Source organism: Sphingorhabdus sp. M41 (assembly GCF_001586275.1).
GTDB lineage: Bacteria > Pseudomonadota > Alphaproteobacteria > Sphingomonadales > Sphingomonadaceae > Parasphingorhabdus.
On the sequence record NZ_CP014545.1, the window covers coordinates 484088 to 510911 of the forward strand.

Consider the following 26824-nt stretch of genomic DNA (forward strand, 5'->3'; position numbering starts at 1 on the left):
ATTGCTTTGCAACAGGGAGGAAAGATGTATCACGAATGGCGCTATTTGGGGACGCTCAGGCCAGAACTGTCAAACTGAACTTTTCCTCCCTGTGCCCCAGGCACGGGGAGGGGGACCGCGCGGAGCGTGGTGGAGGGGCCTAGTCTTCCATCCAGTCGCGGAAGAAGCTTTCATGCGCTTCCCGCAGATCGCTCACCGCAACGGGCTTGCCGTTCAGCACCAGCTTGTCGCCCTTCACCTGACCGATTTTTTCAAACGGCACTTTCTCGCGATCCAGATCATCTTCGTTGCGATAGGTGATGACATAGCGGCCCTGCGCTTCGCTGAAGGCAAAGGCGCTGGTCATCTTGTCGATTTCGGCGCCGAGATTGCCGGCCAGGGCCATTTCGGCGAGGGTGACAGCAAGGCCGCCGTCGCTGATATCGTGAACGGCGGTGACCTTGCCTTCGGCAATCAGTTCGCGGATGATCTCGCCAGCCCAAAGTTCGTCCTTGAGGTCGACCTTGGGTGGCGGACCGACTTCAAGCCCGTGAATTTCGCGCAGCCAGACAGACTGGCCGAGCTCTTCATAGTGAAATCCGATGGTGGCGATATGGTCGCCTTCATTCTTGAACCCTATGGTCATCATCGTGTCGAGATCGTCGATCAGGCCGACTGCACCAATCGCCGGAGTCGGCAGGATCGCATGGCTGACGCCGTCGGCACCGGAGGTTTCATTGTAGAGGCTGACATTGCCCGAGACGATCGGCATGTCGAGCGCCTTGCAGGCTTCGCCCATGCCTTCGATACAGCCGACAAATTGCGCCATGATATGCGGCTTTTCGGGATTGCCGAAATTCATGCAGTCGGTGGTCGCCAGCGGCTTGGCACCGACGGCGCAAAGATTACGATAGGCTTCGGCAATCGCCTGCTTGCCGCCTTCATAGGGGTCGGCCTTGCAGTAGCGCGGGGTGCAATCGGTGGTGATCGCGAGGCCCTTGTTGGTACCATGGACGCGGACCACTGCGGCGTCGCCGCCGGAGCGTTGCGCGGTGTCCGCGCCGACTTGGCTGTCATATTGTTCCCAGATCCAGCGGCGCGAGGCAAGCGCGGGGCTGGCCATCATCTTCAAGAGATCCGCGCCGATATCCGTGCTCTCGGCTATGTCGCCCAGTGGCTGGACATTGATATGCGCGGCATATTCCTCGCGGGTCAGATGCGGGCGGTCATAAAGCGGCGCATCGTCGGCGAGCGGGCCGAGCGGAATATCGCAGACGGTTTCGCCCTTGTGGGTCAGAACCATGCGGCGGGTGTCGGTGACTTCGCCGATGACCGCGAAATCCAGTTCCCATTTGGTGAAGATCGCCTCGGCCATTTCTTCGCGGCCGGGTTTCAGCACCATCAGCATGCGTTCCTGCGACTCGCTGAGCATCATTTCATAAGCGGTCATTTCGGTTTCGCGGCAGGGCACCTTGTCCATGTCGAGAATGATACCGACTTCGCCATTGGTCGCCATTTCGACGCTGGAGCTGGTCAGTCCGGCGGCGCCCATATCCTGGATCGCCACAATCGCGTCGCTGGCCATCAGTTCGAGGCAGGCTTCGATCAGCAGTTTTTCGACAAAGGGATCGCCAACCTGCACGGTCGGGCGCTTTTCCTCGATATCGTCGCCGAAATCGGCACTCGCCATGGTCGCGCCATGAATGCCGTCGCGGCCGGTCTTGGAGCCGACATAGACGATCGGGTTGCCGACGCCGGAGGCGGCCGAATAGAAAATCTTGTCTGCGTCCGCCACGCCGACGGTCATTGCATTGACAATGATATTGCCGTCATAGGCCGGATCGAAATTGGTCTCGCCGCCAACGGTCGGCACGCCGACGCAATTGCCGTAGCCACCGATGCCCGCGACCACGCCCTTCACCAGATGCTTCATCTTCGGATGATCGGGCCGTCCGAAGCGCAGCGCGTTGAGATTGGCCACTGGCCGCGCGCCCATGGTGAAGACGTCGCGGAGGATGCCGCCGACGCCGGTTGCCGCGCCCTGATAGGGTTCGATGTAGCTCGGGTGGTTGTGACTCTCCATCTTGAAGATCGCCGCCTGACCGTCGCCAATGTCGATGACGCCGGCATTCTCGCCGGGACCGCAAATCACCTGCGGGCCGGTGGTCGGCAGTTTCTTCAGATGCAGGCGCGACGACTTGTAGGAACAATGTTCGGACCACATGACCGAGAAGATGCCGAGTTCTGTGATATTCGGCTCGCGGCCGAGCGCGTTCAATATGCGCTGATATTCCTCCGCGTTGAGGCCATGCTCGCGCACGGTTTCGGTGGAGATCCGGGGCTCTGCAATCATCGTGTCTGTGGTCATGAAGACCCTTTAACGGGGCGGGGCAATTTCGCCTAGAGGGAATTGATGTTTCGTGGCGCTGCTTTATGGTTCCGGCAAAAGGAGCAACCTATGTCCAAGACCATCGAGCTGATTTTCGATTTTGTCAGCCCCAATGCCTATCTGATCTGGCAGCCGCTCAAGGCGCTGGCCGAAAAACATGGCGCGACCATCGCAATCACGCCAGCCTTTCTTGGCGGCATGCACAAGCTGACCGGCAATGCGCCGCCATTCATTCGTGACGCGGAAGTGAAGGGCAAGAATGAATATGCGATGCTGGAACTGGGTCGCTTTGTCAAAAAACACGGCCTTTCCAAGTTCAAGATGAACCCCAAATTCCCGTTCAACACCATCGCGCTGCAACGGATGCTGGTCGCGCTCGAACCCGAAAAACGCGTGGAATTTATTGGACTGCTCCTGCCGCCAATCTGGGAAGACGGTTTGGACATCACCGATGCCGACGCGCTCGGCAAGATATTGCAGGATGGCGGCTTTGATGCGGCAGAGCTCCTGGCGCAGACTCAGGATCCGATGGTCAAGCAGACGTTGATCGACAATAGCGAAGCTGCGGTGGCACGCGGGGCCTTTGGTATCCCGACCATGTACGTCGATGGCGAGATGTATTTCGGCAAGGAACGCCTAGGCCAGATCGACGAGCAGCTTTCCGCTTGAAATCGCCCTGCACCGATATTTGCACCATAGATCGTTCGAGCCGGCTCTGTGTCGGCTGTGGGCGCAGCCTGTCGGAAATTGGCGAATGGGGATCTGCCTCGCCCAGTCGGCAGCGGGAGATATTGTCCTTGCTGCCGCAACGAATGAAGCAGCTGGCCGTGAAGGGAAAACCCTGACGGTCCGGTCGCGTCAGGCCTTCACGAATTTCAGCACCAGATAAGCGGTCAGCGCCGCGGTCACGCCGGTGGCAAAGGCACCCCAGGCGATGTCGTAAAGGCTGATTTTGGTCGACCAGACCTTGAGCACGGCCTGGCTGGTCAGGTCATAGGTCGCATAGGCGATCCCGCCAAACAGAGCGCCATTGAGCAGGGCGGTGCTCCACTGACCGCTGGCCAGCGCCGGCTTGATGCCGAACCAGACGATGCCGAACAGGTAGATTGCGTAGAATATCATCGCCGGTGCCTTGCGGAACTCGTCCGCCATGATTTCGCCGATCACCGGCCGGTACAAGGTCTGTGCCATATTGCTGAGCCAGAGAAAATCGAGAATGCCGAAGATGATGGCAGCGATGAAATAGGCGGCGATATATTGGGTCATATTGTGTTTCTGCTTTCTTGACGTTGCGCCTTGCCGTTCAGACCTGTTTCAGCATTCGTGTCTTGCCAACCAGAAATGCGGCAACGGACGCGACTGAAAAGGCGATCAGAGCGGTGATCATCATGCCCGTAGTCGCGGCTTCGGGTTCTGGTGCAAACCAGTTAACAGCCTGAAAAACGGCCAGCAATATGGCCAAAAGCACTAAGACAAATTTTGAGCTTGGTGCAATTGAACGCGTCCGAGACACAAAAAAGGCCAGCGCGCCAAAGGTGATCGCCAGTTCCAGCGGCATTTCGATCATCGGATGATTCCACAAAGCAAAGCCCATTTTCGGCGGCGAACCGGCCAATGTCAGGTCGGGCGCATGGACCAGCAGGTCGAGAAACCAGTGCGAGAGCACCACCCCGCCACCAATCAGCGCGCCGGTCCGGTTGCGGGTGAACAGCCAGATCAGCAGGGCAAAGGCCGCAGCCCAGATCGCGCTTCCGAGCAGGCTGTGGGTATAGGGCATGTCATAGAGGTCCAGCGGCACCATCTCGGTAATCCCCGGTGTAATGCGAAATTTCTCGATACCCGCCAGCGCGAGCCCGAAAAAGCCGAAATCCAGAAGCTGCCCTGCAACAAACAGCGTGCCGAGTCCCGGTGCCCTGGGATGGGTTGCCGCGACCATCGCGGGCGCAAAATGACCGATGAACATGTTTCTTCTCCCAGCTTTTCCTCTGAGAGCTACACCGGAAGTCGACGATAGTGAAGTCCAGCCCTTGACCGCGGCTCAAAGCGCCGTCATTGAATTTCGCCATGAGCGAAACCAAAGAAGATTTTTCTGCCCTGAATTTCGAGGACGCGCTGAAGCGTCTCGAAGATATTGTCCGCAAGCTTGAAAGCGGCGATGTGCCGCTCGACCAGTCGATTGCGCTCTACAGCGAAGGCGAGAAACTGCGTGGCCTGTGCCAGAAACGACTGGAAGATGCGCAGGCCAAGATCGAGAAAATCACACTCGATCGCGATGGCAAGCCGCAAGCTACTGCACCTTTTGACGCGGACTGAGCCGGTGGCGGCCAATAATAATTCTGATCTTTTGCGGGAAATGGGGCGGGTTGCCACTGCTGTCGATCAACAGTTCAATGCATTATTGCAAGTTCCGGACGATGCTCGCCGCAATTTATATGAGGCGATGCGCCATGCTGCGATTGGCGGCGGAAAACGGTTAAGGCCGGTGCTGGTGATGGCGACGGCCAGGCTCTTCAACGTCGACGAGTCCTGCGCTATCCGCGCAGCCACGGCGGTCGAGGCCCTGCATGTCTATTCGCTGATCCACGATGATCTGCCCTGCATGGATGATGATGACCTGCGCCGGGGCAAGCCGACCACCCATATCGTCTTTGGCGAAGCCACGGCCGTTCTCGCTGGCGATGCGCTGCATGCGCTGGCCTTTGGATTGCTGGCCGATGATCGTACCCATCATGATCCTTTCATCCGCGCCGAGATGACAGCATGTTTGGCCAAAGCTGCCGGACCCGCTGGCATGGCAGGTGGCCAGATGATGGATCTGGTTGCAGAGAAATCCACTTTCGACCTGCCGACCGTCACCAGATTGCAGCAATTGAAAACCGGGGCGCTGATCGGCGCCTGCGTTGAAATCGGTGCGATCCTCGGTCGGGTGACGGCTGAAGGGCGCACCAGCCTGCGCGGTTATGCGCATGATCTGGGTCTCGCGTTCCAGATTGCCGACGACATATTGGATGTCGAGGGCGACGAGGAAAAGGCTGGCAAGGCGCTCAACAAGGATGCAGCGGCCGGCAAGGAGACATTTTTGAGCCTGATGGGACTGGATCGGGCAAAAGAACAGTCCCAGATGCTGGTGGATCAGGCCAAATCGCACCTGAACGGCTATGGCGAAGAAGCGGATCTGCTTCGTGCGATCGCCGAATATACAATCACAAGAGACCGCTAGGCGGGAAGGACGGGATATGAGAATCGGCGTTTATCCGGGAACTTTTGATCCCATCACATTGGGGCATATGGACATCATCCGGCGCGGCATGCGTCTGGTCGACAAGCTGGTGATCGGGGTCACCACCAATCCATCGAAATCGCCGATGTTCACCGACGAAGAGCGGCTGGATATGGTGCGCCGGGAAACCGCCGAACTGGGCGATGGTGTCGAGGTTGTCGGATTCAACATGCTGCTGATGAAATTTGCAGAGAAGCAAGGCGCCGGCGTGATTGTTCGTGGCCTGCGGGCTGTCGCCGACTTTGAATATGAATATCAAATGGCGGGCATGAACCAGCAACTCAACGGCAATATCGAGACGGTGTTTCTGATGGCAGACGTCTCGCTGCAGCCTATCGCTTCGCGCCTGGTCAAGGAAATTGCCATGTTCGGCGGCGAGATCCACAAGTTCGTGACTCCGATGGTGGCTGATGAAATTACCGCACGGGTGCAACGGATTGGCCTGAAGGGCGATCAATAGCCCTCACCAGCAATTCATTGCAGTGAAAGGTATAATCGTTCAAAGGCTAGTTCCATATCCACCCTGCAATACTGAATTGAGTATGCCATGCTGCGCAAATATTTTCTGATCCTGTCGGCCCTGTTCCTGGTTTCGTTTCCTGCGCATGCGCAGGAAACCGAAGAGCAGGCACCGGCACCCTCCTCGGTCCCCGCCGAGGAGAATATCCTGCATCTTGATCTGTCCACCGGTGGCCGGGTGACGATACAGCTGTTCGCGACCCTTGCCCCCAATCATGTTGAGCGGATCAAGACTCTGGCGCGCCAGGGCTTTTACGATGGCGTTATTTTTCACCGGGTGATCGAGGGGTTCATGGCACAGACCGGCGATCCCACCGGAACCGGAACCGGCGGATCAAGCCTCCCCGATCTGAAAGCCGAATTTGGTCAGTTTCCGCATATGCGGGGAGTCGTTTCGATGGCGCGGGCTCAGGGCGAAGACAGTGCCAATAGCCAGTTTTTCATCGTCTTCTATCCCCGCTTTGCTCTCGATGGCAAATATACGGCTTTCGGCCGTGTTACCGCGGGAATGGAATATGTCGATGCGATCCAGCGCGGCGAACCGCCGTTGAATCCCAGCCGTATATTGCAGGCTTCAATAGCTGCGGACAATAAGCCGCCGGTCTTGCCGGGTGCGCAGGCGAGTGCTTTTGAGGCGCCGATTTCGGTGGATGACCTGAACGCGCCGATCAACCCCTAGTCCGTTCCGTGCGCGTTGATCTTTTCGACTTTGCGCTGCCGCAGGAGCTGATCGCGCTGCGTCCCGCGGTTCCGCGTGACAGCGCAAAAATGCTGAAGGTCGACGGCAACCGGATATCGGACCATATTGTCAGCGATCTGCCGCAACTGCTGGGTCCGAAGGATATATTGGTCTTCAACGATACCAAGGTGATACCCGCGCAGCTGCAAGGCACGCGGGGGGATGCCAAGATCGGTGCGACGCTGCACAAGCGGGTGGATCTTCGCCGCTGGCAGGCGTTCATTCGCAACGCCAAACGCCTGCGCGTCGGCGAGGTCGTCGATTTCGGCATGGACGTGTCGGCAGAAGCGGAAGCGAAGCTGGATGACGGCAGTTTCATATTGCGCTTTCTGGGCGAGGAGCCGGTTGAATTGCTGCTCGAGCGCGCTGGCACCATGCCTTTGCCGCCCTATATTGCCAGCAAGCGGGCAATCGACGAGCGCGATGCCGAAGATTATCAGACCATGTTCGCCCGGGAAAAGGGCGCCGTAGCGGCGCCGACGGCGGCGCTGCATTTCACCGACGGATTATTGGCCGCGCTGGCCGCAGCGGGTGTCGGCAGTGAAACACTGACCCTGCATGTCGGAGCGGGAACCTTCCTGCCGGTAAAGGTCGACGAAACCGACGACCACCGCATGCACAGTGAGTGGGGGCGGATTGACGCCGCAACCGCCGACCGCCTGAACGCCGCGCGCAAAGCGGGAGGCCGGGTGATCGCGGTTGGCACCACCAGCCTGCGTCTGCTCGAAAGCGCGACAGGCGATGATGGCATCATCCAGCCGTTCGAGGGCGATACCGACATTTTCATCACGCCAGGATACAAGTTCCGCGCGATCGATGGTCTGATGACCAATTTTCACCTGCCCAAATCCACCCTGTTCATGCTGGTCAGCGCGCTGATGGACATGGAGACGATGCAAGAGGTTTACGCGCATGCGGTCGCCGAGAAGTACCGGTTCTACAGCTATGGCGATTCCAGCCTGCTGCTGCCGCAGCGATAGACCTGGCTGGCCTTGTTGCTAGTGGATTCACGAGCCGAATCAGCGCATGATCGCGCAGAATATAAAAGTTTCGAAACGGAGAGATGACAATGGATAGCTACGAGCAAAATTACATCAACGGCCAATGGGTCGATTCGATCGGAGGCACGCCGCATCAGGTCATCAATCCTGCGACCGAAGAGCCGGGCACGAAAATCGTTCTGGGCACCAAGGCCGATGTCGATGCCGCCGTTGCCGCAGCGAAAGCGGCTTTCAAGACCTTTAGCCAGACTTCGCGGGAAGAGCGGCTGGCCCTGCTCGAGCGGATCATTGAAGAATATAAAAAGCGCATGCCGGATATCGCCGCCTCGCTGGCGGTCGAGATGGGGGCGCCGGTCAGCCTGGGTAATGCCGCGCAAGCGCCAGCCGGTCTCGGCGGGTTCATGGGCACGCTGGAAGCATTGAAGAATTTCGAATTTTCCGAAAAAGTCGGCGCCAACATGATCGTATATGAACCGATTGGTGTGGTTGGCATGATCACTCCGTGGAACTGGCCCTTGAACCAGATCACATTGAAAGTGGCTCCGGCTCTGGCGGGCGGCAATACGATGGTCTTGAAACCATCGGAAGAATGTCCGGGCAGCGCCGCTATACTCGCCGAGGTCATGGATGCGGCAGGCGTTCCCCCGGGCGTATTCAATCTGGTGCAGGGTGACGGCCCGACCGTAGGAGCGGCGATCTCTTCGCATCCCGATGTCGATATGGTTAGCTTCACCGGATCGACCCGTGCCGGCATCCTGGTCGCAAAAGCGGCAGCCGATACGGTCAAGCGCGTGCATCAGGAACTGGGTGGCAAGTCACCCAATCTGGTTTTGCCCGGCGCCAAGCTGGAAGAAGTCCTGCCGCCGACTATTGCCGGGGTGATGGTCAACAGCGGGCAAAGCTGCATCGCGCCCACTCGCGTATTGGTGCACAAGGATCAGAATAGCGACGCCATCGCGGTGGTAAAGAATATCGTCGAGAGTCAGGAAGTTGGCGACCCGACGGTCGAAGGTGGCCATATGGGGCCTGTTGTGAACAAGGCGCAATATGGCAAGATCCAGGACCTGATCCAGTCGGCAATTGACGAAGGTGCTACGCTGGAAACCGGTGGCACCGATCTGCCGTCCAATGTGAACCGCGGCTATTATATCAAGCCGACACTGTTCAGCGGCGTGACGCCCGATATGCGGATCGCCAAGGAAGAGATATTCGGACCGGTGGTGACGCTGATGAGTTATGACAATCTCGACGAGGCGATCGAGATTGCCAATGATACGGAATATGGTCTCTCTGCCGTCATTTCCGGCGATCCGGCGGCAGCCGCTGCCGTGGCTCCGCAATTGAAAGCGGGCATGGTTATCGTCAATAATTGGGGGCCGGCTCCCGGTCTGCCATTCGGCGGCTATAAACAGTCCGGCAACGGCCGCGAGGGCGGTGTCTATGGCCTGCGAGATTTCATGGAAGTGAAATCGATCAGCGGCCTGCCGAGCTAAGCGCGGATTTTTGCAGATATGAAAAAGGGCGGCTCAACCGAGCCGCCCTTTTTTGTTTCATTTTCGGCAAGGCTTAGCCTTCGGCAGGTGCCGCTGCCGGTGCAACCGGCGGATCGTTGTCAGCGACTTCGGTGAGCGAGCCGCCCATGGCTTCACATTCGCCAGCGTCGGTATTTTTCCAGGCATTGCCCTGATAATCGAGAACAGACGTGCCGGCACAGCTTGTGCCTTCGCCCGCCTTGCAATCATTCTCGCCAGCCAAAGCTATGCCGTAACATTTTTCTTTTTCCGCTGCTGCGACTTCGGTCACTTCGCTGCTTGTGGTCTCAGCGCCTTCGCTGGTCGCTTCGTTGGTGCCGCCCGAACAGGCCGACAGCGCTGCTGCTGCGATCAATGCGGTTGCTGCGGAACCAAGTTTCGTTGCTTTTGTCATAAATTACTCCCGATTTAGCTCTTTGAGAATCTGCGCCCATCCTGCACAGATGTTGAAATTTTCGAACAGGACGAACCATTGGTTACACCATCAACAGAAAAACACAAAATCGCGGCCGTAAAATCTGGTCTCGAAGCAGCAATTGGACATCAGCATGGCTGAGCGCTTTTCCTTTTCCATAGCCGCAACCGACGGCAAGGCCAGAACCGGCGTGATCAGCATGCAGCGGGGCGATATTCGTACGCCTGCCTTCATGCCAGTGGGCACGGCGGCTACGGTCAAGGCAATGAAGCCGGAGACGGTGCGCGCGACCGGTGCGGATATCATTCTCGGCAATACCTATCACCTGATGCTGCGCCCCGGCGCGGAACGGGTGGCGCGTCTCGGCGGATTGCACAAGTTCATGAACTGGGACCGGCCGATCCTGACCGACAGTGGCGGCTATCAGGTGATGAGCTTGTCAGAACTGACCAAGCTGAGCGAAAATGGGGTGGAGTTCCAGAGCCATCTGGATGGTTCGCGCCATATGCTGACCCCCGAACGGTCGATGGAAATCCAGCGGCTGCTGGGCAGCGATATTGTCATGGCGTTTGACGAATGTACGAAAAATGGCGCAACGCGCGACGAGGCGCTGGCCTCGATGGAGCGGTCGATGCGCTGGGCCAAGCGCTCGCGCGACGGGTTCGACAGTGGCGAGGAGCATGCAGCGAGAGCGGCTTTGTTCGGAATCCAGCAAGGTTCTCTGGACAAGGAAATGCGAGCTGCTTCGGCCGAGGCGCTGATTGACATCGGTTTTGACGGCTATGCCATCGGCGGTCTCGCCGTGGGCGAAGGGCAGGAGGCGATGTTCGATGTGCTCGACTATGCGCCGGGCCAATTGCCTGCCGACAAGCCGCGCTATCTGATGGGCGTCGGTAAGCCCGATGATCTGGTCGGAGCGGTCGAGCGCGGCGTCGACATGTTCGATTGCGTGCTGCCGAGCCGGTCCGGCCGCAACGGGCAGGCGTTTACCGCGCGGGGTGCGCTCAATATCCGTAACGCCAAATTTGCCGAGGATCTGGCACCGCTCGACGAGAATTGCGCATGTTCTGTCTGTGAAAATTATAGCCGCGCCTATCTGCACCACTTGATCCGGGCGAAGGAAATATTGGGCGCGATGCTGATGACCGAGCATAATATTGCTTATTATCAATCGCTGATGGCCGGCATGCGCGAGGCGATCGCCGCCGGGGCATTTGCAGATTTTGCCAAAAATTTCCGCAGCGCCTATTTGAACCCATGATCGCTGGATTGCCGGAAAAAACGACCCTGCAGGATGCGCTGCAACGCGCTCGTGAAAACGCGCCCTATCTTGGCATGGCGATGCAGGTGCTGCCCGAACTGACCGACTTGCTGGCGGCAGAAAATCTCGACGCCGCTCTGGAATATGTGGGCAGCGCGGGCGAAGGCGCTGCCAATGTCCGGCAAAAATTGCGGCGCGAAAAACGGGCGCTCGCCTTGACCCTGGCAATTGGCGATCTCGCCGGACAATTGTCGCTGACCGATGTCATCACGCGCCTGTCGGATTTTGCCGACCGGGCACTGGATGAGGCGCTCGCCGATATTTATGCGAGCCGCTATCCCGATGCGCCCCTGGAAGGCTTCTCGATCATCGGGCTCGGCAAGCATGGCAGCCGCGAACTCAACTATTCGTCGGATATCGATCCGATCTTCATTTATGAGCCGGACAAAATACCGGTGCGTGGCAAGGAAGAGCCGAGCGATGCGGCACGCCGGATCGGACAGCAACTGGTCGAGGCACTCAACAGCCGTGACGCCGACGGCTATGTGTTCCGGGTCGACATGCGATTGCGCCCTTCGCCGGAAGTGAGCCCGGTGGCGCTGCCGGTCGAAGCGGCGATCAGCTATTATGAATCGAGCGCGCTGGCGTGGGAGCAGGCGGCCTATATCCGCTCCCGGGCCGCTGCGGGTGATCCGCAATTGGGGCGCTATTTTCTCGAGACGATCAATCCGTTCATCTGGCGACGGTCGCTGGACTATGGCGCGATCAAGAATATCGGGTCGGTCACTGCGCAGATCCGCGACCATTATGCTGCGGGACAGAAATTCGGGCCGGGCTTCGACCTGAAACGCGGACGCGGCGGGATTCGCGAAACGGAATTCTACGCCCAGATGCACCAGCTGATCTTTGGTGGCCGGCAACCGGATCTGCGCGCACCCGCGACACGCGATGCACTGGCTGCGCTGGTCAAAGCCGGACGGATCGATGGCGACAAGGCGCGTGTCCTCAGCGAGTCCTACGAACTCTACCGGGTCATTGAGCACCGGCTGCAGATGGTCAACGACCAGCAAACCCACAGCCTTCCCGATACCACAGCAGACCTCGACCGGGTGGCGCGGCTGCACGGGCTGGAAAGCGGCCAGAGATTGCTCGACCTGCTGGCTCCCCATGTCGACGCGGTCGGCAATATTTACGATGATCTGATCGAGCCGGAAGATGACAGGCGTCTGCCGACTGATGAAGAGAAGCTGGCAGCGGTGATCGCCGGGAAAAATCTGATCGAAGGCGACAGTTTTCTGCAGGCGATCAAGCGCTGGCGGAGCGGAAAGGTGACGGCGCTGCGGTCTGCTGCGGCCCAGGAGTCCTTCGAGGCGATCCTCCCGGATCTGGTCGACGCGATTGCAACGGCGCCAAATTCCACAAAGGCGCTGGCGCGGCTGGACAGTCTGATCGACAAGTTGCCGACCGCGATCAATTTTTTCCGGATATTGGAAGCGCGGCCCGCTCTGCTCGACTTGCTCGGCAAGATTCTCAGCCATGCACCCGTGCTGGCCGATGCACTGGCGCAGCGGGCGGAATTATTCGATGGCCTGATCGATGCGACAGCGCTTGATCTGCCTCCGTCCGTTGAAGAACTGGCAGAACAATTTGCGCGTATCGAACCGGGCGATGATTATCAGATATTGCTCGACCGGGTCCGGGCCCGGGTCGGCGAGAAACGCTTTGCGCTCGGGGTCCAGCTGATCGAAGGTCACCATGATGCGCTGGATATTTCGGCGGGCTATGCCCGGGTTGCCGAAGCAGCGATCCAGGTGCTGACCGATGCGACGACCAAAGAGTTTGAGGAGACGCATGGAAAGATTCCCGGCGGCGCACTGCTGATATTGGCGCTGGGCCGGCTGGGCGGAGAGGCCCTGACCCATGCCTCGGATCTTGACTTGATCTTCCTGTTTAGCGGCGATCATAGCGCCGAGTCCGATGGGGCAAGATCCTTGGGTGCGACCCGATATTATAACCGTCTGACAGCGCGGATTGTGACGGCGCTTTCGGTGCCGACCGCTGCCGGGCCACTTTATGAAGTGGATACCAGATTGCGGCCATCCGGCACGCAGGGGCCGCTGGCGGTGACCCTCGAGAGTTTCTACAAATATCAGCGCGAGAGCGCCTGGACCTGGGAACATATGGCTCTTACACGGGCGCGACCCGTCTATGGCAACAAGGCAGGCTGCGCGGAACTGGAGCAGGAGATCCGCGAAATCTTGGGCAAGGATCGTGAGCCGGAAGAGCTGCGCAAGGCGGTTCGGAAGATGCGTCTGGATATTGTCGAGCACAAACCGCCCAAGGGGCCGCTCGATACCAAGTTGATGGAAGGCGGGCTGGTCGACTGGGAGTTTATCGTCCATTTTCTGCAGCTGAAAACAGGAGAAGCGCTGTATCCGCAGCTCGGCCATGCGGTGCGCGCGCTGGTTGCCGCCGGTCATCTCGGCGAAGATATGGTGACCGCGCACGAACTGATGACGCGTCTGCTGGTAGCCTTGCGGCTAATGTCCCCGGATTGCGACTATCCGCCGGAAACCAGCCGGGCGTTGATCGCCAAGGCGGCAGGGCAGGAGAGCTGGGATGCCCTGCTGGACGGCTATGATCGGGCGCGGCAATGCGTTATTGAAGAGTGGAACCGGCTCTTGCGGCCGGATCCCGATGAAATTTTAGGAGATATAATATGATCGATGTGGGCGACAAAATTCCGGACATGGACCTGGTCGCACCGGATGGCAGCCCGGTAAAGATTTCCGATTATGCCGGCAAGAAGCTGGTGCTGTTTTTCTATCCTAAAGCCAGCACACCCGGCTGTACAACGGAGTCGAAGGATTTTTCAGCGCTCTTGCCGGAATTCGAGAAAGCCGGCGCAGCGGTGCTCGGCATGTCTGCCGATACTCCGAAAAGACAGCAGAATTTCATCAACAAACAGGAGCTGACCGTCGATATCGCCTCCGATGAAAGCACGGCGTTTCTCGAGAAAATCGGCGTCTGGGCAGAAAAGAAAATGTACGGCAAGACCTATATGGGGATCATCCGCTCGACATTTCTGGTTGGGCCGGACGGGACGGTGCTGAAAGCCTGGCCGAAAGTGAAGGTCAAGGGGCATGCGGAAGAAGTACTTGCCGCGGTACAGGCGGCATAGACCAGTCCAAATGACCGAACAATCCACTGTCGGGGCGGAAGTTTTGCGCGTCCTGCAAACCGCCGATCCGGTCGCCAAGGTGATGGCTGCGCGTCTTGCTGCGCGTCAATGGCGGCTGGGACGACTGAAACATGACTTTGGCGAAACCATGCCGGATATACCTGCGCGACCCGACAATCCGGTCCTGATGCGCCCGCGGGACATGCCGCGCCGTGGCAAGGGCAGTTCGGTACCCCGGAGGATCGCCCTGATCCACGCGCTGGCTCATATCGAATTTGTCGCTATCGACCTTGCCTTCGACATGATCGGTCGTTTCGGATCGCAATTTCCGCGCGAATTTACCGATGACTGGATGCGTGTCGGTGCGGAGGAAGCGATGCATTTTGCCTTGCTCGATCGCCGGTTGCGGGATCAGGGCAGCTTTTACGGCGCTCTCCCCGCTCATGACGGTCTTTGGGACAGTGCAAGAAATACGGCTTATGATGTGTCGGCGCGCCTCGCCATCGTTCCGATGGTACTTGAAGCCCGGGGGCTGGATGTCACGTTGGAGACCGTTGAACGTTTCAAACGGCAGGGAGACCCTATCACGGCGAAAGTGTTGAACCGCATTTACAATGACGAAATTCGCCATGTTTTCTATGGAACAAAATGGTTCGAATTCGTCTGCAACCGAAGCGACAAGTTGCCTCATGACCACTGGAAGCGGCTCGTAAAAACCCACTTCAAAGGCGGGTTAAAGCCTCCATTCAACGACTCAGCGCGCCGAGCAGCCGGTCTGACCCAAGATTATTATTATGGTATTGAATAATTAACCAGAATGAATTTACACCCGTAAACGCACAACGGGGGCGAAGGTTCCGCCACAAAATTCAAGCCATGGATTTCATGGGTCGCAAATAAAGGTTCGATCATTATATGACCGAAAACATAGTAGTTTTGTTTAAGAAATCTGTGAGCAAGATCACAGCCATTGCTTTTCTCGGATCAGCAATGATTTTTTCCACCGCCGCATCAGCCGAAGCAGCCGCAGAATCCAGCATCCCTGTTGACGTTCTGAAAAGCCAGGCAGCAGAAAGCGCTCTCGGCGAGGCGGACCCGGCCTTCAAGATGATTTTCAAAAACTGGAGCGGCCAGGGCAAGATTGAAGCGGTGAAACTCACCATTCCTTCGAGAAAGCCGGTTAAAGATTTCACGCTGACCAGTTCTTATGGTTTTCGTTCCGATCCATTCAAGGGTCGCCGCGCCAATCACAAGGGCCTCGACATGGCCGGCCCGATCGGCACTCCCATTTATGCAACAGCGGACGGCATCATCGGTCGCGCGCAATGGGTGAACGGCTATGGCAAATATATCGAAATCAATCACGGTAACGGCATCCAGACCCGTTACGGCCACATGTCCCGTCTCAACGTCGAGGCGAATGCGCGCGTCAAGAGCGGTGACCTGATCGGCTTCATGGGTTCTACCGGTCGTTCGACGGGCAGCCATCTTCACTATGAAGTGCGCATTGCCGGCGAAGCGGTCAATCCAATCCCGTTCATGCAGTCCAATGATTTCCTGATTGCACAGAAGCTGAATTCCGGCGTTGCATTGGGCGGCCCAGCGGAATAAGACAGATTTTACACCTTTGGGAGAGGGTGCATCAAGGAGCGGTTCGAGCTTAAGGCTTGCCGCTCCTTTTGATTCTCCCTATCTAGAGATTATGAACCAAGCCCTCGCAACCGTCGCACAGGATATAATCCTGACCCCCAATGCCGCAAGGCGCGTGGCTGTCATTGCCGAAAAACAGGGCAAAGCCGCGATATTGCGGCTGGCGGTTGAAGGCGGAGGCTGTTCCGGCTTCCAATATCGTTTTGGCCTGGCGGACAGCATCGAAGCGGATGATATCGCGGTTGAAGAATCGGGTGTTACTCTGGTTGTCGACGAAATAAGCCTGGACCTGGTGCGCGGAAGCGCCGTGGATTTTGTCGAGTCGCTTGGCGGCAGTGCTTTTCAGGTGACCAATCCCAATGCGGCTTCGGGTTGCGGCTGCGGCTCCAGCTTCTCCGTCTAAGTGAAAATAGCCAGCTACAATATTAATGGCATCAAGGCGCGCTTGCCGCGCCTGCTGGAATGGCTTGAAGAAACCAAGCCGGATGTCGCCTGCCTGCAGGAAATCAAGACGCAGGACGAGGGCTTTCCCGCCGACAAGTTCGAGGAAATCGGCTATGGCGCGATCTGGCACGGCCAGAAGAGCTTCAATGGCGTTGCCATATTGGCGCGCGATCAGGTGCCGGAAGAGGTCAAGCGCGGGCTCGATGGAGAACCGGAAGACGAACACAGCCGCTATATCGAAGCCAATATCAGCACCAAAGACGGTTCGAAAGTCCGTGTCTCCAGCATCTATCTGCCGAACGGCAATCCCCATCCCGGACCCAAATTCGAATTCAAACTGCGCTGGATGAAACGGTTGCGCGAGCGCGCTGCTGAAATCTGGGCCGAAGAAGTGCCGGCCGTGCTGGCGGGCGACTATAATGTCATCCCGCGCGACAATGATGTCTATTCGGTCAAGGCGATGCAGAATGACGCGCTGATGCAGCCGGAAAGCCGCCAAGGGTATCGGCGCATGTTGAATGACGGCTGGACCGATGCGCTGGGCGTGACCTATCCTGCGGGCAATGTCTGGACTTACTGGGATTATCGCAGCGGCGGCTGGCAGCGGGATCAGGGTTTTCGCATAGATCATCTGCTGCTTAGTCCGCTAGCCGCAGACAGACTCCAAAATTGCGGTGTCGACAAGGAGCATCGCGGCCGGGAAAAGGCCAGCGATCACACGCCGGCCTGGGTGGATTTGGACATCTGAGCCGCCTGTCGGCGACTGATTGCGGTTTCGCTTAGGCGATCGGCTTCTCGTAAATCAGATATTCGCGGTTGATGGTCGCCTCGATCGCTTCGGCAATCGCCACCATTCCCTGATTATCTTCCAGTATCCAGCCGATTTCCGCGCGTTTGGTACCAAAATTGAGCTTGGCATCGCGGCGGATATATTCGATCAGCATGAACACCATCTGGCTAGCCAGCCGGCTGTTTTGCAGCTCCTTCTTGACCCCCATCAGCGGCACCCGCATCGAATTTGATTTCGGGAATTTCAGCCACCATAACAGTTTCGCCCAGCCGAAGGGCCACAGCGAACCGTTCATTGTCTTGAGCACCTCGTTCATGTCGGGCAGCGTCATCATGAAGGCTACCGGCTCGCCTTCCAGTTCGGCAATCCGGATCAGATCTTCATGTACAATGGGTTTCAGGCTTTTGCCGGCATGTTCAATCTCGTGATCGGTCATCGGGACAAATCCCCAATTGCTCGACCAGGCGTCGTTCAGCAGATTCATGATGATCGCGGCATCGCGGTCGAAATATTTCTTGTCGACTTTACGAATCTTGAGCCTTTTGTTGCGCTCGCCCGATGCCACGATCCGTTTGACCAAATCGGGGAAGCCATCTTCGACCGGAAGGTGATATGTCACCAGCCGCTTGGCGACAGTATATCCAAGACTCTCTATCCAGCCCTGATAATCCGCATTGTGATGGCCCATCATGATCATCGGACTATGGTCGTGTCCCTCGGTCAGGAGGCCGGGTTCTTCCCAGACCGACATGCTGATCGGGGCAAGCACGCGGGTCATGCCCTGTTCCTTGAGCCATGCCTCGGCTGCACGAATCAGCGCGTGCATCGCCGCTTCGTCGCTTGCTTCCATCAGGCCCCAATTGCCCGTTCCGGGACCCATGCCCTGTTCCGGGGGCTGTTCCAGCGCCAGTTCATCGATATGCGCGCTGATCCGTCCGACCACTCGGCCTCGCCGCAACGCGAGAAAAAACTGCACCCGTGCATGTTCGAAAAACGGGTTCTTCCCGGGCGTGATCAGCTTGGCGACTTCCGACCTCAGGGGCGGAACCCAATGCGGATCATGGGCGTTGAGCTCATAGGCAATTTCAATGAATTGCTTGGTCTGGGCCTTGGTAGTCACAGGCTGAATTACTATATCCTGACCGGCCACCATATTTTATCCTTCTACATTTGTGGCTGGCTGTGGCGTTAATCGCGGCGCAATGTCAAGGGCAGCCGCGCGATTGCGGTCTTGCCGTTGCCATGATGTCGCCACGATATGTTGCTCTAGGCCGTCTAACGATTATGCAGGTGTTTATGAGTTCGACAACCATCTCCCCCAAAAATGCGCCCAAGGCCGCCGCAGAGCTGCGCCTGAGCTCGGCGGCTGTGCCCGTTGCCGAGGATGCTGGCCTGATCCGGACCGCAGCCAAGGTCACGCGTGACCTCAATACGCCAAAGCCCTCGATTTATTGGGCTGACTTTCTGGCATCGGTTGCCGTTGGCTACGGATCGCTTGCCGGTGCGATCGTCGTTCAATCCACAGGGTTCGCCATTTTTTTCGCCCTGATCGCTGTTCTGGCTCTCTATCGGGCCGGCAGCTTCATTCATGAATTGACTCATGTGCGCCGCAACGCACTGCCGGGCTTTCATTTCGCCTGGAATGCCTTGTTCGGAGTTCCGATGCTGATTCCGTCCTTCATGTACGAGGGGATCCACAGCATTCATCACCGGACCAAGAAATATGGGACGGTGGAAGACCCGGAATATTTGCCGCTGGCGCTGATGAAGCCCTGGTCGGTTCCGTTATTCGTGATCGTCGCGGCGCTGGCGCCGGTAGCGCTGCTGTTCCGCTATGCTGTTCTATCGCCGCTTTCCGCGATCATTCCGCCACTGCGCAAAATAGTGGTGGAGCGCTATTCCGGTTTGATCATCAACCCGGATTTTCGGCGCAAGCCGCCGGAGGGCGATCTCAAACGCCGCTGGCTGGCCTGCGAAATCGGCGCCAGCATCTGGGCTATTGCTCTGTTGACGATGGTAGCGACGGACATAATTCCGATGCGCGCATTTCTGATATTCCTTGGTGTGATGTCGGGGAGCGTGGTGCTCAACCAGATTCGGACATTGGTCGCGCATCTTTGGGAAAATGACGGCCATGAGATGAGCGTGACGGCGCAATATCTCGATAGTGTCAACGTGCCACCGCCAGCAACTCTGCCAGCCTTATGGGCGCCGGTCGGGCTACGTTATCACGCTCTGCATCATCTATTGCCCGGTGTGCCTTATCATAGTCTGGGAGAGGCGCATCGACGTCTGGCGGCCGAATTGCCGAGCGATTCCAAATTCTATCGGGCGAATCATGACAGTCTCTGGACTCTGATCACTGGACTGGTACGCGGCAGCGCTGGCAGAAACTGAAGCGGCTATTCCTCGGTCCGGATCAGCACGGTTTCGCCGATCAGGAAGAACAGCATGAATGGTGCCCAGGCCGCCAATAAAGTCGGATAAGCGCCAATATTGCCCATAGCGAGAGCGAAATTATCGGCGACGAAATAGGCGAAGCCCAGCGCCATGCCGATTACGGCCCGGATGAACAATTGTCCCGACCGCGCCAGACCGAAGGCGGCAACAGCACCCAGCAAAGGCATCAATGTAGCCGACATCGGGCCTGAAATCTTGTGCCACCAACCGGCCTTGAGGCTCATTGTCGGACGACCTGCGCGCTCAAGCTCACCAATAGCAGTGTGCAGAGCTGTAATCGACAGGCTGTCCGCACTGACATTGGTCAAGGTGAACTGATCTGGCCGGATCGAATCGCCGATCAACATTTCGGGTTTCTTTTCCTCGGTGCCGGTACTGACGTCAAACTGGGTGACATCGGTGAGCAACCAGCCGGAAGGCGTGAACCGGCCCTCGTCGCCCTGCAGCAGACTTTTCAGTCCGTTTGCGGTGCGGTTGTAAATCGTGATGTCACGCAGCACGACCTTTTCGCCATGACCCGTCACTGTTCGTGCATTGATCAGATTATTGCCATCCTTGACCCAGACGTTGGTGCGTATGTTGCTCTCCGCCGGGATCGGACCGAAGTCGACTTTCTCCCACTGGGACAGACGGGCTGTTGACGGCGCGACAAGTGTTTCGTTGAACACGAAGGAAAACAGTGCAACGCCCATGCTGGTAACAATCAGCGGTGCCAGAATCTGGTGCGCGGACAGGCCTCCCGCTTTCATCGAAATGACTTCGCTATTCTGGTTCAGGGTAGCCAGTGTGATGATGGTTCCGAGCAATACCGAAAAGGGCAGGAAGCGGGCTATGAGTTGCGGAGCCCGCAACGAGACATAGGTCCAGAGTTCGGCTTCGCCGTTGCCCTGATAGGCGAGAATCTTGCCGCTCTCGCCGAGCAGATCGAGCGCCTGCAGGACCAGTACCAACAGCGCCAGTACCGCCAGGGTGCGGACAATGAACATTTTGGCCATATAGATGGCGAGTGTCCGGGAAGGGAAAAAGTCCATGTCCGGCTATTCCTTCATCAACGCGCGTTTGCGATTGAAATTGAGCAAGCCCTTGAATACGCCGCCGAATTTTGAGAATGCTTTTTCCAATGCGCCGATTGGCTGGCCACCGGGCACGTGGGCCGCGACATGATACATCCACATGATCAGCGCGGCGAACAGGCAGAAAGGCAGCCACAGGGCTATGATCGGATCAACGAGACCCAGTGATCCGATATCTTCGCCATATTCGTTGACCTTGTGATAGGTCACGATCATCACGATAGACAGAAATACGCCAAGCGCGGAACTGGAGCGCTTTGGCGGAACCGCCAGCGCAATGGCCAGTAGCGGCATCAGCAGCATCATCACCACCTCGACCATGCGAAAGTGGAAATTGGAGCGGCTTTCGTTGCGTTCGGTTTCCGGACGCTCCTTGTCCAGGCCGACTCGCACGAGTTCCGGTATCGTATATTCCAGATCCTTGCCGCCCCGCGAGCGGAAGGATTCGATAGTGGGCAAATCGATCGGCAAATCATGATTGCTGAAACTCAGGATCCTCGGCTTTTCATAATTGGGTGCGTCGTGCACCAGCACGCCGTCGGTCAGGCGCAGGATGATCGTGTCGGGATCATCGGTTGCGAGAAATTGGCCGTTTTCCGCAGTGACCGAGACGGTCTGGCCCTTTTTATTCTCTGCGCGGACAAAAATCCCGCTCAATTTGGTGCCATTGTCACGGCTTTCCTCGATCCGCAGGGTCATCCGGCTGCCCAGATTGGTAAATTCGCCAACCTTGATCGAGGCACCAAGCGCACCCGAACGCAGTTCGAAGCGCAGTTCTTCATAATAATAGCGGGACAGCGGCTGAATGAACCCGACCAAAGCAAGATTGACCAGCATCAGCGCCACCGCGAACATATAGGGCACCCGGAGCAGACGCCCGTAACCTTGGCCAACGGCTCGGAAAACATCGAGTTCGGAGCTAAGCGCAAGCTGCCGGAAGGCCAGCAAAATGCCGAGCAGCAATCCGATCGGTATGCCAAGAGAAAGATATTCGGGAATCAGGTTGGCCAGCATCCGCCAAACGACGCTGACGGGGCCGCCTTCTGCCGCGACAAAATCGAACAGACGCAGCATTTTTTCCAGCACCAGCAGCATGGCGGCAATCACCAGCGTGCTGAACAGAGGTACCGCTATCAATTTTGCCAGATAGCGATCAGTGGAAGTCAGCAGTTTCAACTTGTTGTCTCCCTCTCACCATGTTTTCGCCGCAAATCAAATCCATAACAATCGGTAGATCGGGGGCTGATTCTTGTCCGTGTCGGAGTAATGGCGCGGGTATAACGACTAGGAGTAACTTCGTCATGTTGAAATTTGCGGCATCTATCGCATTATCGACCACTATTTTGCTATCCTCTGCCCCGGCATTTGCTGGTGGCCAGGTAGTGCCCAATGATCTTCGCAAATGTCAGGCGGGCGTTGGCCCTGCCGTTCTTGTCAATGTCAGTGGCGTCAAGGAATCCAATGGCAAAATGCGGGTTCAGACCTATCGCGGAATCTCGTCGGAATGGTTGAAAACAGGGGCATGGCTGCACCGGGTAGAGGCTCCGGCCAAGTCCGGGAATATGCAATTCTGTCTGCCCGTCCCTTCGGCGGGTACTTACGCCATTGCGATCCGGCACGATATTAATGGCAATGGCAAGACCGATATATTTGGTGATGGCGGCGGCATGTCGAACAATCCGAGCATCAATCTCTTCAATCTCGGCAAGCCGAGCTACAAGAAAACCGCCTTCACCATCGGGAATGAAGTCAAATCGATCAATATCACAATGAAATACAGATGATGCATCCGGCACACGGGACAAACTAGGGCTAATTCATGGCAAATGTCGCACTTCTTTCCAATCCGAATTCAACCGGGAATCGGGCGATTTTGCCAGAAGTGCGGTCTTATTGCGTAAAGAATAGTGATGTTTTTCACTATGAAGTGGATCATGTCGATGAAATTGCCAAGGCATTGGAAACCATTGCCCGGGTGAAGCCGAAAGTGCTGGTCATCAACGGCGGTGACGGGACGGTACAGGCGGCACTGACCGAATTATATCAGGGCGGACATTTTGGTGACAACCCGCCCCCGGTCGCGGTGCTGCCCAATGGCAAGACGAATTTGATTGCTCTTGATCTCGGGTCCGAAGGCAATCCGCTAAAGGCGCTGGAACGCATTGTCGAACTGGCCAAACATGATTTGCACGAACATCTGGTCGACCGGGAACTGATCGCGCTTTCCGATGGTGGCAAGGACAGCAAGGTCGTGCTCGGCATGTTTCTGGGCGGTGCCGGCCTGTCGGAGTTCATTCTCTATTGCCGTCACAAGATCTATCCGCTGGGACTGCCCAATGCGGCCGCGCACGTGTTGACGGTTTTTGCTGCGCTCGCATCTGTGCTGTTCGGCATAAAGGGAAAATTTCTGCCCAACCGGTCACGACCAATCAAGATATCGCTGATCCGGGACGGCCAGTTTCAGGGCAATTTTGCGGTACTGATCGTTACCACGCTGGAGCGGTTGTTGTTGATGAAACGTTCGATGCGAAACCAGAATGCGATTGGCCGGATGCAGTTTCTGGCGATCGATCAGCGAGCCGGTGCCATTGTCCGCTTTCTGCTGTCGGTGATTTTTGGCCGGCTGGGCAAGAATGTCCAGAAGGGCATCCATCTGGAACGCGGCGACATGATCCGGATCGAGGGCGAGGGCAGCAACGTACTGATGGACGGCGAGCTATTCTCCGCCCAGCCGGGGCATCCGATTGTTCTGAAATCTACCAAGGCAGTGTCCTTCCTTCGGCTCGCTGCTTGAGCTAGGGCGTTTCGCGTGAGCGAACTCAAATCCCTAATTGCACAGGAACTGGCACATCCGGTTGATTCGCAGGTGGCTGCTTTCGCTGCGTCGATTGCCGCGCAATATGGTGACGCATCTCGCGCTGTGCTCTTTTATGGCTCTTGCCTGCGGACGACCGAACTAGACGGGCAGATGCTCGATTTCTACCTTATCGTTTCGGACTATGAGGCGGCTTACGGGAAAAGCTGGCTAGTGGGGGCGAACAAACGGCTGCCACCCAATGTATTTCCCGCAGAATATGGCGGCCTGATCGCCAAGGTGGCCGTGCTGAGCGAGAGCGATTTTTACAGACTGAACCGGATCAGCGCCAGCGCGGTCAGCCTTTGGGCGCGATTTGCGCAACCGTCCCGACTGGTCTGGCAGGCGGATGAAGCGGCGCGGATCCAAGCAGTTGAAGCGATTGAAGGGGCGGCGGTCACGTTATTCGACATGACCTTTCCGATGATGGATATTGATACGGAATATACGATTGCGGATCTATGGAAGCGCGGTTTCGAACTGACTTACGGGGCGGAGCTGCGCGCCGAAAGGAAGGATCGTTCCGATACGGTCGTCGATTCGGATCCCGAGCGTTATGCGCGATTTGGACCAGCCGTCGTGGCCGCGATTACGGAACGGGACAAAGCACGCGGGAAAAAGCTCAAAATAGTGGCTTCTCGCGATACAGTCGAAAAAAGATGGCGGCAATTGCGGCGCAACGGCAAGATTTTGACTCTCGCCAGACTGGCCAAGGCATCCGCCACCTACGCCGGTGGCATTGATTATCTGGCGTGGAAGATCAACCGCCATGCCGGAACCGATTATGTGATCAGGCCCTGGCAGCGCAAATGGCCGATCCTCGGCGCGCTGGTGATGCTGCCGCGGTTGATTCTAGGCGGGGCGATCAAGTAAACCCATCCTCCAAATGACGAGATGCTAGCGATCCTTGTAATCAGGTTTCCGCTTGGCAAAAAACGCCTTAGCCGCCTCGCGGCTGTCTTCGGTCATCGACAGCATCACCTGTTGCCGGTCTTCGATGGCGAGTGCCGCTTCGAAACTTTGCGCATCGATATTGCGGTTCAGGGCATCCTTGGAAAGGCGCAGGCCCATCGGGGCGGTGTCGAGCATCTCTTCGGCCAGTGACAGGCCAGTCGAGAGCAGCTTGCCCTCATCGACCATTTCGCTGATCAAACCATATTTTTCGGCGCGTTCGGCATGGATGAATCTGCCGGTCAGGATCAGTTCCGAGGCGATCGAAGCACCCACCATTCGCGGCAGAAAATAGCTGGAACCCATGTCGCAGCCGCCGAGCCCGATTTTTATATAGGCCGCATTCATCTTGAGCGACGGTGCGCCATAGCGGACGTCGCTAGCGAGCAATAGCGAGAAGCCGCCGCCGCAGGCTGCGCCCTGTGCCAGCGCGATAATCGGTTGCGGGCATTGCCGCATCAATTGCATCACGGTCGCGATCGAGCGCTGGGTGTTCCAGACATGCTGGACTTGTCCGCGCGAGCCGTCATTCTTCCAGCCGCTGATGTCGAGCCCAGCACAAAAGGCGCGGCCTTCGGCGCGAAACAGCACGACTCGAACATCGAGACGTTTCTGAAGGCCACGAAAATAATCCTGCAGCGCGAAGATCATGTCCTCGTTCATCGTGTTGAGCTTGTCGGGGCGGTTGAGCGTCAGGATTTCAATTGCGCCGCGCTGTTCGATATGGATGGAGTTGGTCATTTATATGCCTTTTATTGACTGACAGAGCCGTATGTTGCGATGGCTACCAAACCGGCCAGCAATAGGCCAACGACCATGAAAACCAAATAGAGCAAAACCGTGATGACAAAGAAAGCTCCCAAATCATTGTCGAACCGGAGCGCAAGCCACAATGGCCAGAAAAATATGACAATGGCGCCGGCCTGATCGCTGAAAACCAGCCAGCAAAGCGCGGCGACAAACGGGAGGACGAATAGCGAAGGGACCCAATGCCACCGCATCGGGTTTAAGGATATATTCCTAAATCGCCCCAACAGCCTTGCCAGCCGCTTCAAACATGCCGAGAATCTGGTCGACTTGCTCGCTCGTATGTTCGGCACAAAGCGAACAGCGCAGCAGTGTCATATTGGCTGGTGTCGCGGGTGGTCTCGCCAGATTGACATATAGGCCCTCCGCGAGCAGCGCCTGCCACATCATCGCGCCTTTTTCGAGATCCGGCATTATTACCGCGATAATCGCGCTTTGCGCTTCCGGCGTGCCGAGGGTGAAACCGAGGTTGCGCAGTCCCTTGTGCAGTTTCTTGCTATTCTCCCAGAGATGCGCGCGCTTGTTGCCGCTGTGCATCAGCTTGCGGATCGAGGTGCTCGCCGTCGCCATCACGCTGGGTGGCAGGCTGGCGGTGAACACATAGGGGCGGCAGACCAGCCGCATGATTTCGAATTTCGGATGGTTGGAGACGCAGAAGCCGCCGACCGTGCCGACGCTTTTGCTGAACGTACCGATGATGAAGTCGACATCGTCGATCACGCCCTGCGCTTCGCAGACGCCGCGTCCGTTTTCGCCGATGAAACCCATCGAGTGGGCTTCGTCGACCAGTACCATGGCGCCGTTTTCCTTGCAGACGCGAACCATTTCCTTGAGCGGTGCGACATCACCGAGCATCGAATAGACGCCTTCCAGGACCACCAGCTTGCCGGCTTCGGCGGGCAGGCGTTTGAGGCGCTTTTCCAGCGCTTCCACATCATTGTGGCGGAACGCGACAATTTCGGCATTGCCCATCGCGCAACCGTCATAGATCGATGCATGGCTGTCGATGTCGAGAATGACATAGTCGCCCTTGCCCGCCAGCGTCGAGATGATCCCCAAATTGGCCTGATAGCCGGTGGAAAAGACCATCGCATGGTCCATCGCGTAAAATTCCTTGAGCGCATCCTCGCAATCGCGGTGGAGGCTGTAGGTCCCGTTAAGCACGCGGCTGCCGGTGGTGCCGGATCCGAATTCTTCCAGCGCTTTCAGGCCAGCCTGACGAACATCATCGTCAAAGGTCATGCCCATATAATTATAGGTGCCGAGAAGAATGGTTTCCTTGCCATCACAAATGGCGACGGTCGGTGAAAGCACTTCCTCCATCACCAGTGAAAACGGGTCTTTGACACCCGTCGCGAGGAGGTTTTCACGCTCCTGGATGAGCGGGTCAAATTTACTGAGTAGATCGGTCATTCTTTACTTCCGTTGGTCCTGAGCCTGTCGAAGGACGAAACACCCGCTCGTGCGACCCTTCGTCAAGCTCAGGGCGAACGGGTGCT

At 57.4% G+C, this 26824-nt stretch carries 28 protein-coding genes; 19 read left to right on the forward strand and 9 right to left on the reverse strand.

All coding sequences use genetic code 11. The features are described from left to right. Window positions 1–139: 139 nt before the first annotated feature. Window positions 140–2347 (reverse strand): phosphoribosylformylglycinamidine synthase subunit PurL, encoded by a 2208-nt coding sequence (gene purL, locus AZE99_RS02405; protein WP_082788200.1) that lies wholly within the window; start codon window positions 2345–2347, stop codon window positions 140–142. Between the two features lie 90 nt (window positions 2348–2437). Here purL and AZE99_RS02410 point away from each other — a divergent pair, with 90 nt between their 5' ends. Both AZE99_RS02410 and AZE99_RS15885 read left to right on the forward strand, forming a co-directional pair. After that, the gene (locus AZE99_RS02410) at window positions 2438–3037 is read left to right on the forward strand and encodes a 2-hydroxychromene-2-carboxylate isomerase (protein ID WP_067197787.1); all 600 of its coding nucleotides are present in this window, start codon (window positions 2438–2440) and stop codon (window positions 3035–3037) included. Then, the gene (locus tag AZE99_RS15885) at window positions 3034–3213 is read left to right on the forward strand and encodes a DUF1289 domain-containing protein (protein WP_082788201.1); all 180 of its coding nucleotides are present in this window, start codon (window positions 3034–3036) and stop codon (window positions 3211–3213) included. Before AZE99_RS02410 ends, AZE99_RS15885 begins: the two co-directional genes overlap by 4 nt. A gap of 13 nt (window positions 3214–3226) precedes the next feature. Here the strand turns inward: AZE99_RS15885 and AZE99_RS02415 are convergent, their stop codons facing one another. Next, window positions 3227–3634: a DUF2177 family protein gene (locus AZE99_RS02415; protein ID WP_067197789.1), complete on the reverse strand. Its 408-nt coding sequence runs from the start codon at window positions 3632–3634 to the stop codon at window positions 3227–3229. 37 nt (window positions 3635–3671) lie between these two features. Then, window positions 3672–4331: a hypothetical protein gene (locus tag AZE99_RS02420; protein ID WP_067197792.1), complete on the reverse strand. Its 660-nt coding sequence runs from the start codon at window positions 4329–4331 to the stop codon at window positions 3672–3674. A gap of 101 nt (window positions 4332–4432) precedes the next feature. Between AZE99_RS02420 and AZE99_RS02425 the strand changes: the two genes are divergently transcribed. From AZE99_RS02425 to AZE99_RS02450, 6 genes are all read left to right on the forward strand, one after another. Beyond that, a complete protein-coding gene (locus AZE99_RS02425) occupies window positions 4433–4681 on the forward strand; it encodes an exodeoxyribonuclease VII small subunit (protein ID WP_067197793.1) in 249 nt (82 codons plus the stop codon). Window positions 4682–4721: 40 nt separating this feature from the next. Continuing rightward, window positions 4722–5588, forward strand: a complete 867-nt coding sequence (locus AZE99_RS02430; RefSeq protein ID WP_231862748.1) for a polyprenyl synthetase family protein — start codon at window positions 4722–4724, stop codon at window positions 5586–5588. Between the two features lie 16 nt (window positions 5589–5604). Continuing rightward, complete coding sequence (coaD, locus tag AZE99_RS02435; protein ID WP_067197794.1) at window positions 5605–6108, forward strand: pantetheine-phosphate adenylyltransferase; 504 nt, start codon at window positions 5605–5607, stop codon at window positions 6106–6108. An 87-nt stretch (window positions 6109–6195) separates the two neighbouring features. Further along, window positions 6196–6846 carry a peptidylprolyl isomerase gene (locus AZE99_RS02440; protein WP_067197795.1) on the forward strand — a complete coding sequence of 217 codons (651 nt, stop codon included), beginning with the start codon at window positions 6196–6198 and terminating at the stop codon, window positions 6844–6846. Between the two features lie 8 nt (window positions 6847–6854). Then, the gene (gene queA / locus AZE99_RS02445) at window positions 6855–7886 is read left to right on the forward strand and encodes a tRNA preQ1(34) S-adenosylmethionine ribosyltransferase-isomerase QueA (RefSeq protein WP_067197797.1); all 1032 of its coding nucleotides are present in this window, start codon (window positions 6855–6857) and stop codon (window positions 7884–7886) included. Between the two features lie 89 nt (window positions 7887–7975). Further along, complete coding sequence (locus AZE99_RS02450; RefSeq protein ID WP_067197799.1) at window positions 7976–9400, forward strand: aldehyde dehydrogenase family protein; 1425 nt, start codon at window positions 7976–7978, stop codon at window positions 9398–9400. Between the two features lie 73 nt (window positions 9401–9473). On the opposite strand, the gene AZE99_RS02455 is transcribed toward AZE99_RS02450, so the two are convergent. Next, window positions 9474–9833 carry a BufA1 family periplasmic bufferin-type metallophore gene (locus AZE99_RS02455; protein ID WP_067197801.1) on the reverse strand — a complete coding sequence of 120 codons (360 nt, stop codon included), beginning with the start codon at window positions 9831–9833 and terminating at the stop codon, window positions 9474–9476. 154 nt (window positions 9834–9987) lie between these two features. On the opposite strand from AZE99_RS02455, the gene tgt reads away from it, so the two are divergent. The 7 genes from tgt to xth all read left to right on the forward strand — a co-directional run bounded on the left by tgt (window position 9988) and on the right by xth (window position 17138). Beyond that, window positions 9988–11115: a tRNA guanosine(34) transglycosylase Tgt gene (gene tgt, locus AZE99_RS02460; protein ID WP_067197803.1), complete on the forward strand. Its 1128-nt coding sequence runs from the start codon at window positions 9988–9990 to the stop codon at window positions 11113–11115. Then, window positions 11112–13838 carry a bifunctional [glutamine synthetase] adenylyltransferase/[glutamine synthetase]-adenylyl-L-tyrosine phosphorylase gene (locus AZE99_RS02465; protein ID WP_067197805.1) on the forward strand — a complete coding sequence of 909 codons (2727 nt, stop codon included), beginning with the start codon at window positions 11112–11114 and terminating at the stop codon, window positions 13836–13838. The genes tgt and AZE99_RS02465 overlap by 4 nt, the downstream gene beginning before the upstream one ends. Further along, window positions 13835–14296, forward strand: a complete 462-nt coding sequence (locus AZE99_RS02470) for a peroxiredoxin (RefSeq protein ID WP_067197807.1) — start codon at window positions 13835–13837, stop codon at window positions 14294–14296. The genes AZE99_RS02465 and AZE99_RS02470 overlap by 4 nt, the downstream gene beginning before the upstream one ends. 10 nt (window positions 14297–14306) lie before the next feature. After that, entirely contained in the window at window positions 14307–15104 is a 798-nt protein-coding gene (locus AZE99_RS02475; RefSeq protein ID WP_067197809.1) for a ferritin-like domain-containing protein, read from the forward strand. 143 nt (window positions 15105–15247) lie between these two features. After that, entirely contained in the window at window positions 15248–15907 is a 660-nt protein-coding gene (locus tag AZE99_RS02480) for a M23 family metallopeptidase (protein WP_231862674.1), read from the forward strand. Between the two features lie 91 nt (window positions 15908–15998). Further along, window positions 15999–16349: an iron-sulfur cluster insertion protein ErpA gene (erpA, locus tag AZE99_RS02485; protein WP_067197810.1), complete on the forward strand. Its 351-nt coding sequence runs from the start codon at window positions 15999–16001 to the stop codon at window positions 16347–16349. Beyond that, window positions 16350–17138, forward strand: coding sequence for an exodeoxyribonuclease III (xth, locus tag AZE99_RS02490; protein ID WP_067197813.1), 789 nt, complete (start codon window positions 16350–16352; stop codon window positions 17136–17138). Between the two features lie 31 nt (window positions 17139–17169). Here the strand turns inward: xth and AZE99_RS02495 are convergent, their stop codons facing one another. Beyond that, a complete protein-coding gene (locus tag AZE99_RS02495) occupies window positions 17170–18333 on the reverse strand; it encodes an N-acetyltransferase (RefSeq protein WP_443027791.1) in 1164 nt (387 codons plus the stop codon). Between the two features lie 143 nt (window positions 18334–18476). Here AZE99_RS02495 and AZE99_RS02500 point away from each other — a divergent pair, with 143 nt between their 5' ends. Continuing rightward, a complete protein-coding gene (locus AZE99_RS02500) occupies window positions 18477–19577 on the forward strand; it encodes a fatty acid desaturase family protein (protein WP_067203205.1) in 1101 nt (366 codons plus the stop codon). A gap of 5 nt (window positions 19578–19582) precedes the next feature. Here the strand turns inward: AZE99_RS02500 and lptG are convergent, their stop codons facing one another. Both lptG and lptF read right to left on the reverse strand, forming a co-directional pair. Then, complete coding sequence (gene lptG / locus AZE99_RS02505) at window positions 19583–20671, reverse strand: LPS export ABC transporter permease LptG (RefSeq protein WP_067197815.1); 1089 nt, start codon at window positions 20669–20671, stop codon at window positions 19583–19585. 6 nt (window positions 20672–20677) lie between these two features. Next, the gene (lptF, locus tag AZE99_RS02510) at window positions 20678–21883 is read right to left on the reverse strand and encodes an LPS export ABC transporter permease LptF (RefSeq protein WP_067203207.1); all 1206 of its coding nucleotides are present in this window, start codon (window positions 21881–21883) and stop codon (window positions 20678–20680) included. Window positions 21884–22014: 131 nt separating this feature from the next. Between lptF and AZE99_RS02515 the strand changes: the two genes are divergently transcribed. Genes AZE99_RS02515 through AZE99_RS02525 form a run of 3 tightly spaced genes read left to right on the forward strand, consistent with a single transcriptional unit; the run spans window position 22015 to window position 24440 of the window. Further along, window positions 22015–22497, forward strand: a complete 483-nt coding sequence (locus AZE99_RS02515; protein ID WP_067197818.1) for a DUF2141 domain-containing protein — start codon at window positions 22015–22017, stop codon at window positions 22495–22497. Between the two features lie 35 nt (window positions 22498–22532). Further along, window positions 22533–23507, forward strand: coding sequence for a diacylglycerol/lipid kinase family protein (locus AZE99_RS02520; RefSeq protein WP_067197819.1), 975 nt, complete (start codon window positions 22533–22535; stop codon window positions 23505–23507). 15 nt (window positions 23508–23522) lie between these two features. Continuing rightward, a complete protein-coding gene (locus tag AZE99_RS02525; protein ID WP_067197821.1) occupies window positions 23523–24440 on the forward strand; it encodes a hypothetical protein in 918 nt (305 codons plus the stop codon). A gap of 24 nt (window positions 24441–24464) precedes the next feature. Here AZE99_RS02525 and AZE99_RS02530 read toward each other — a convergent pair whose 3' ends face one another. Further along, window positions 24465–25259, reverse strand: a complete 795-nt coding sequence (locus AZE99_RS02530; RefSeq protein ID WP_067197823.1) for an enoyl-CoA hydratase/isomerase family protein — start codon at window positions 25257–25259, stop codon at window positions 24465–24467. 279 nt (window positions 25260–25538) lie between these two features. Then, window positions 25539–26738, reverse strand: coding sequence for a serine palmitoyltransferase (gene spt, locus AZE99_RS02540; RefSeq protein ID WP_067197830.1), 1200 nt, complete (start codon window positions 26736–26738; stop codon window positions 25539–25541). Window positions 26739–26824: the final 86 nt, after the last annotated feature.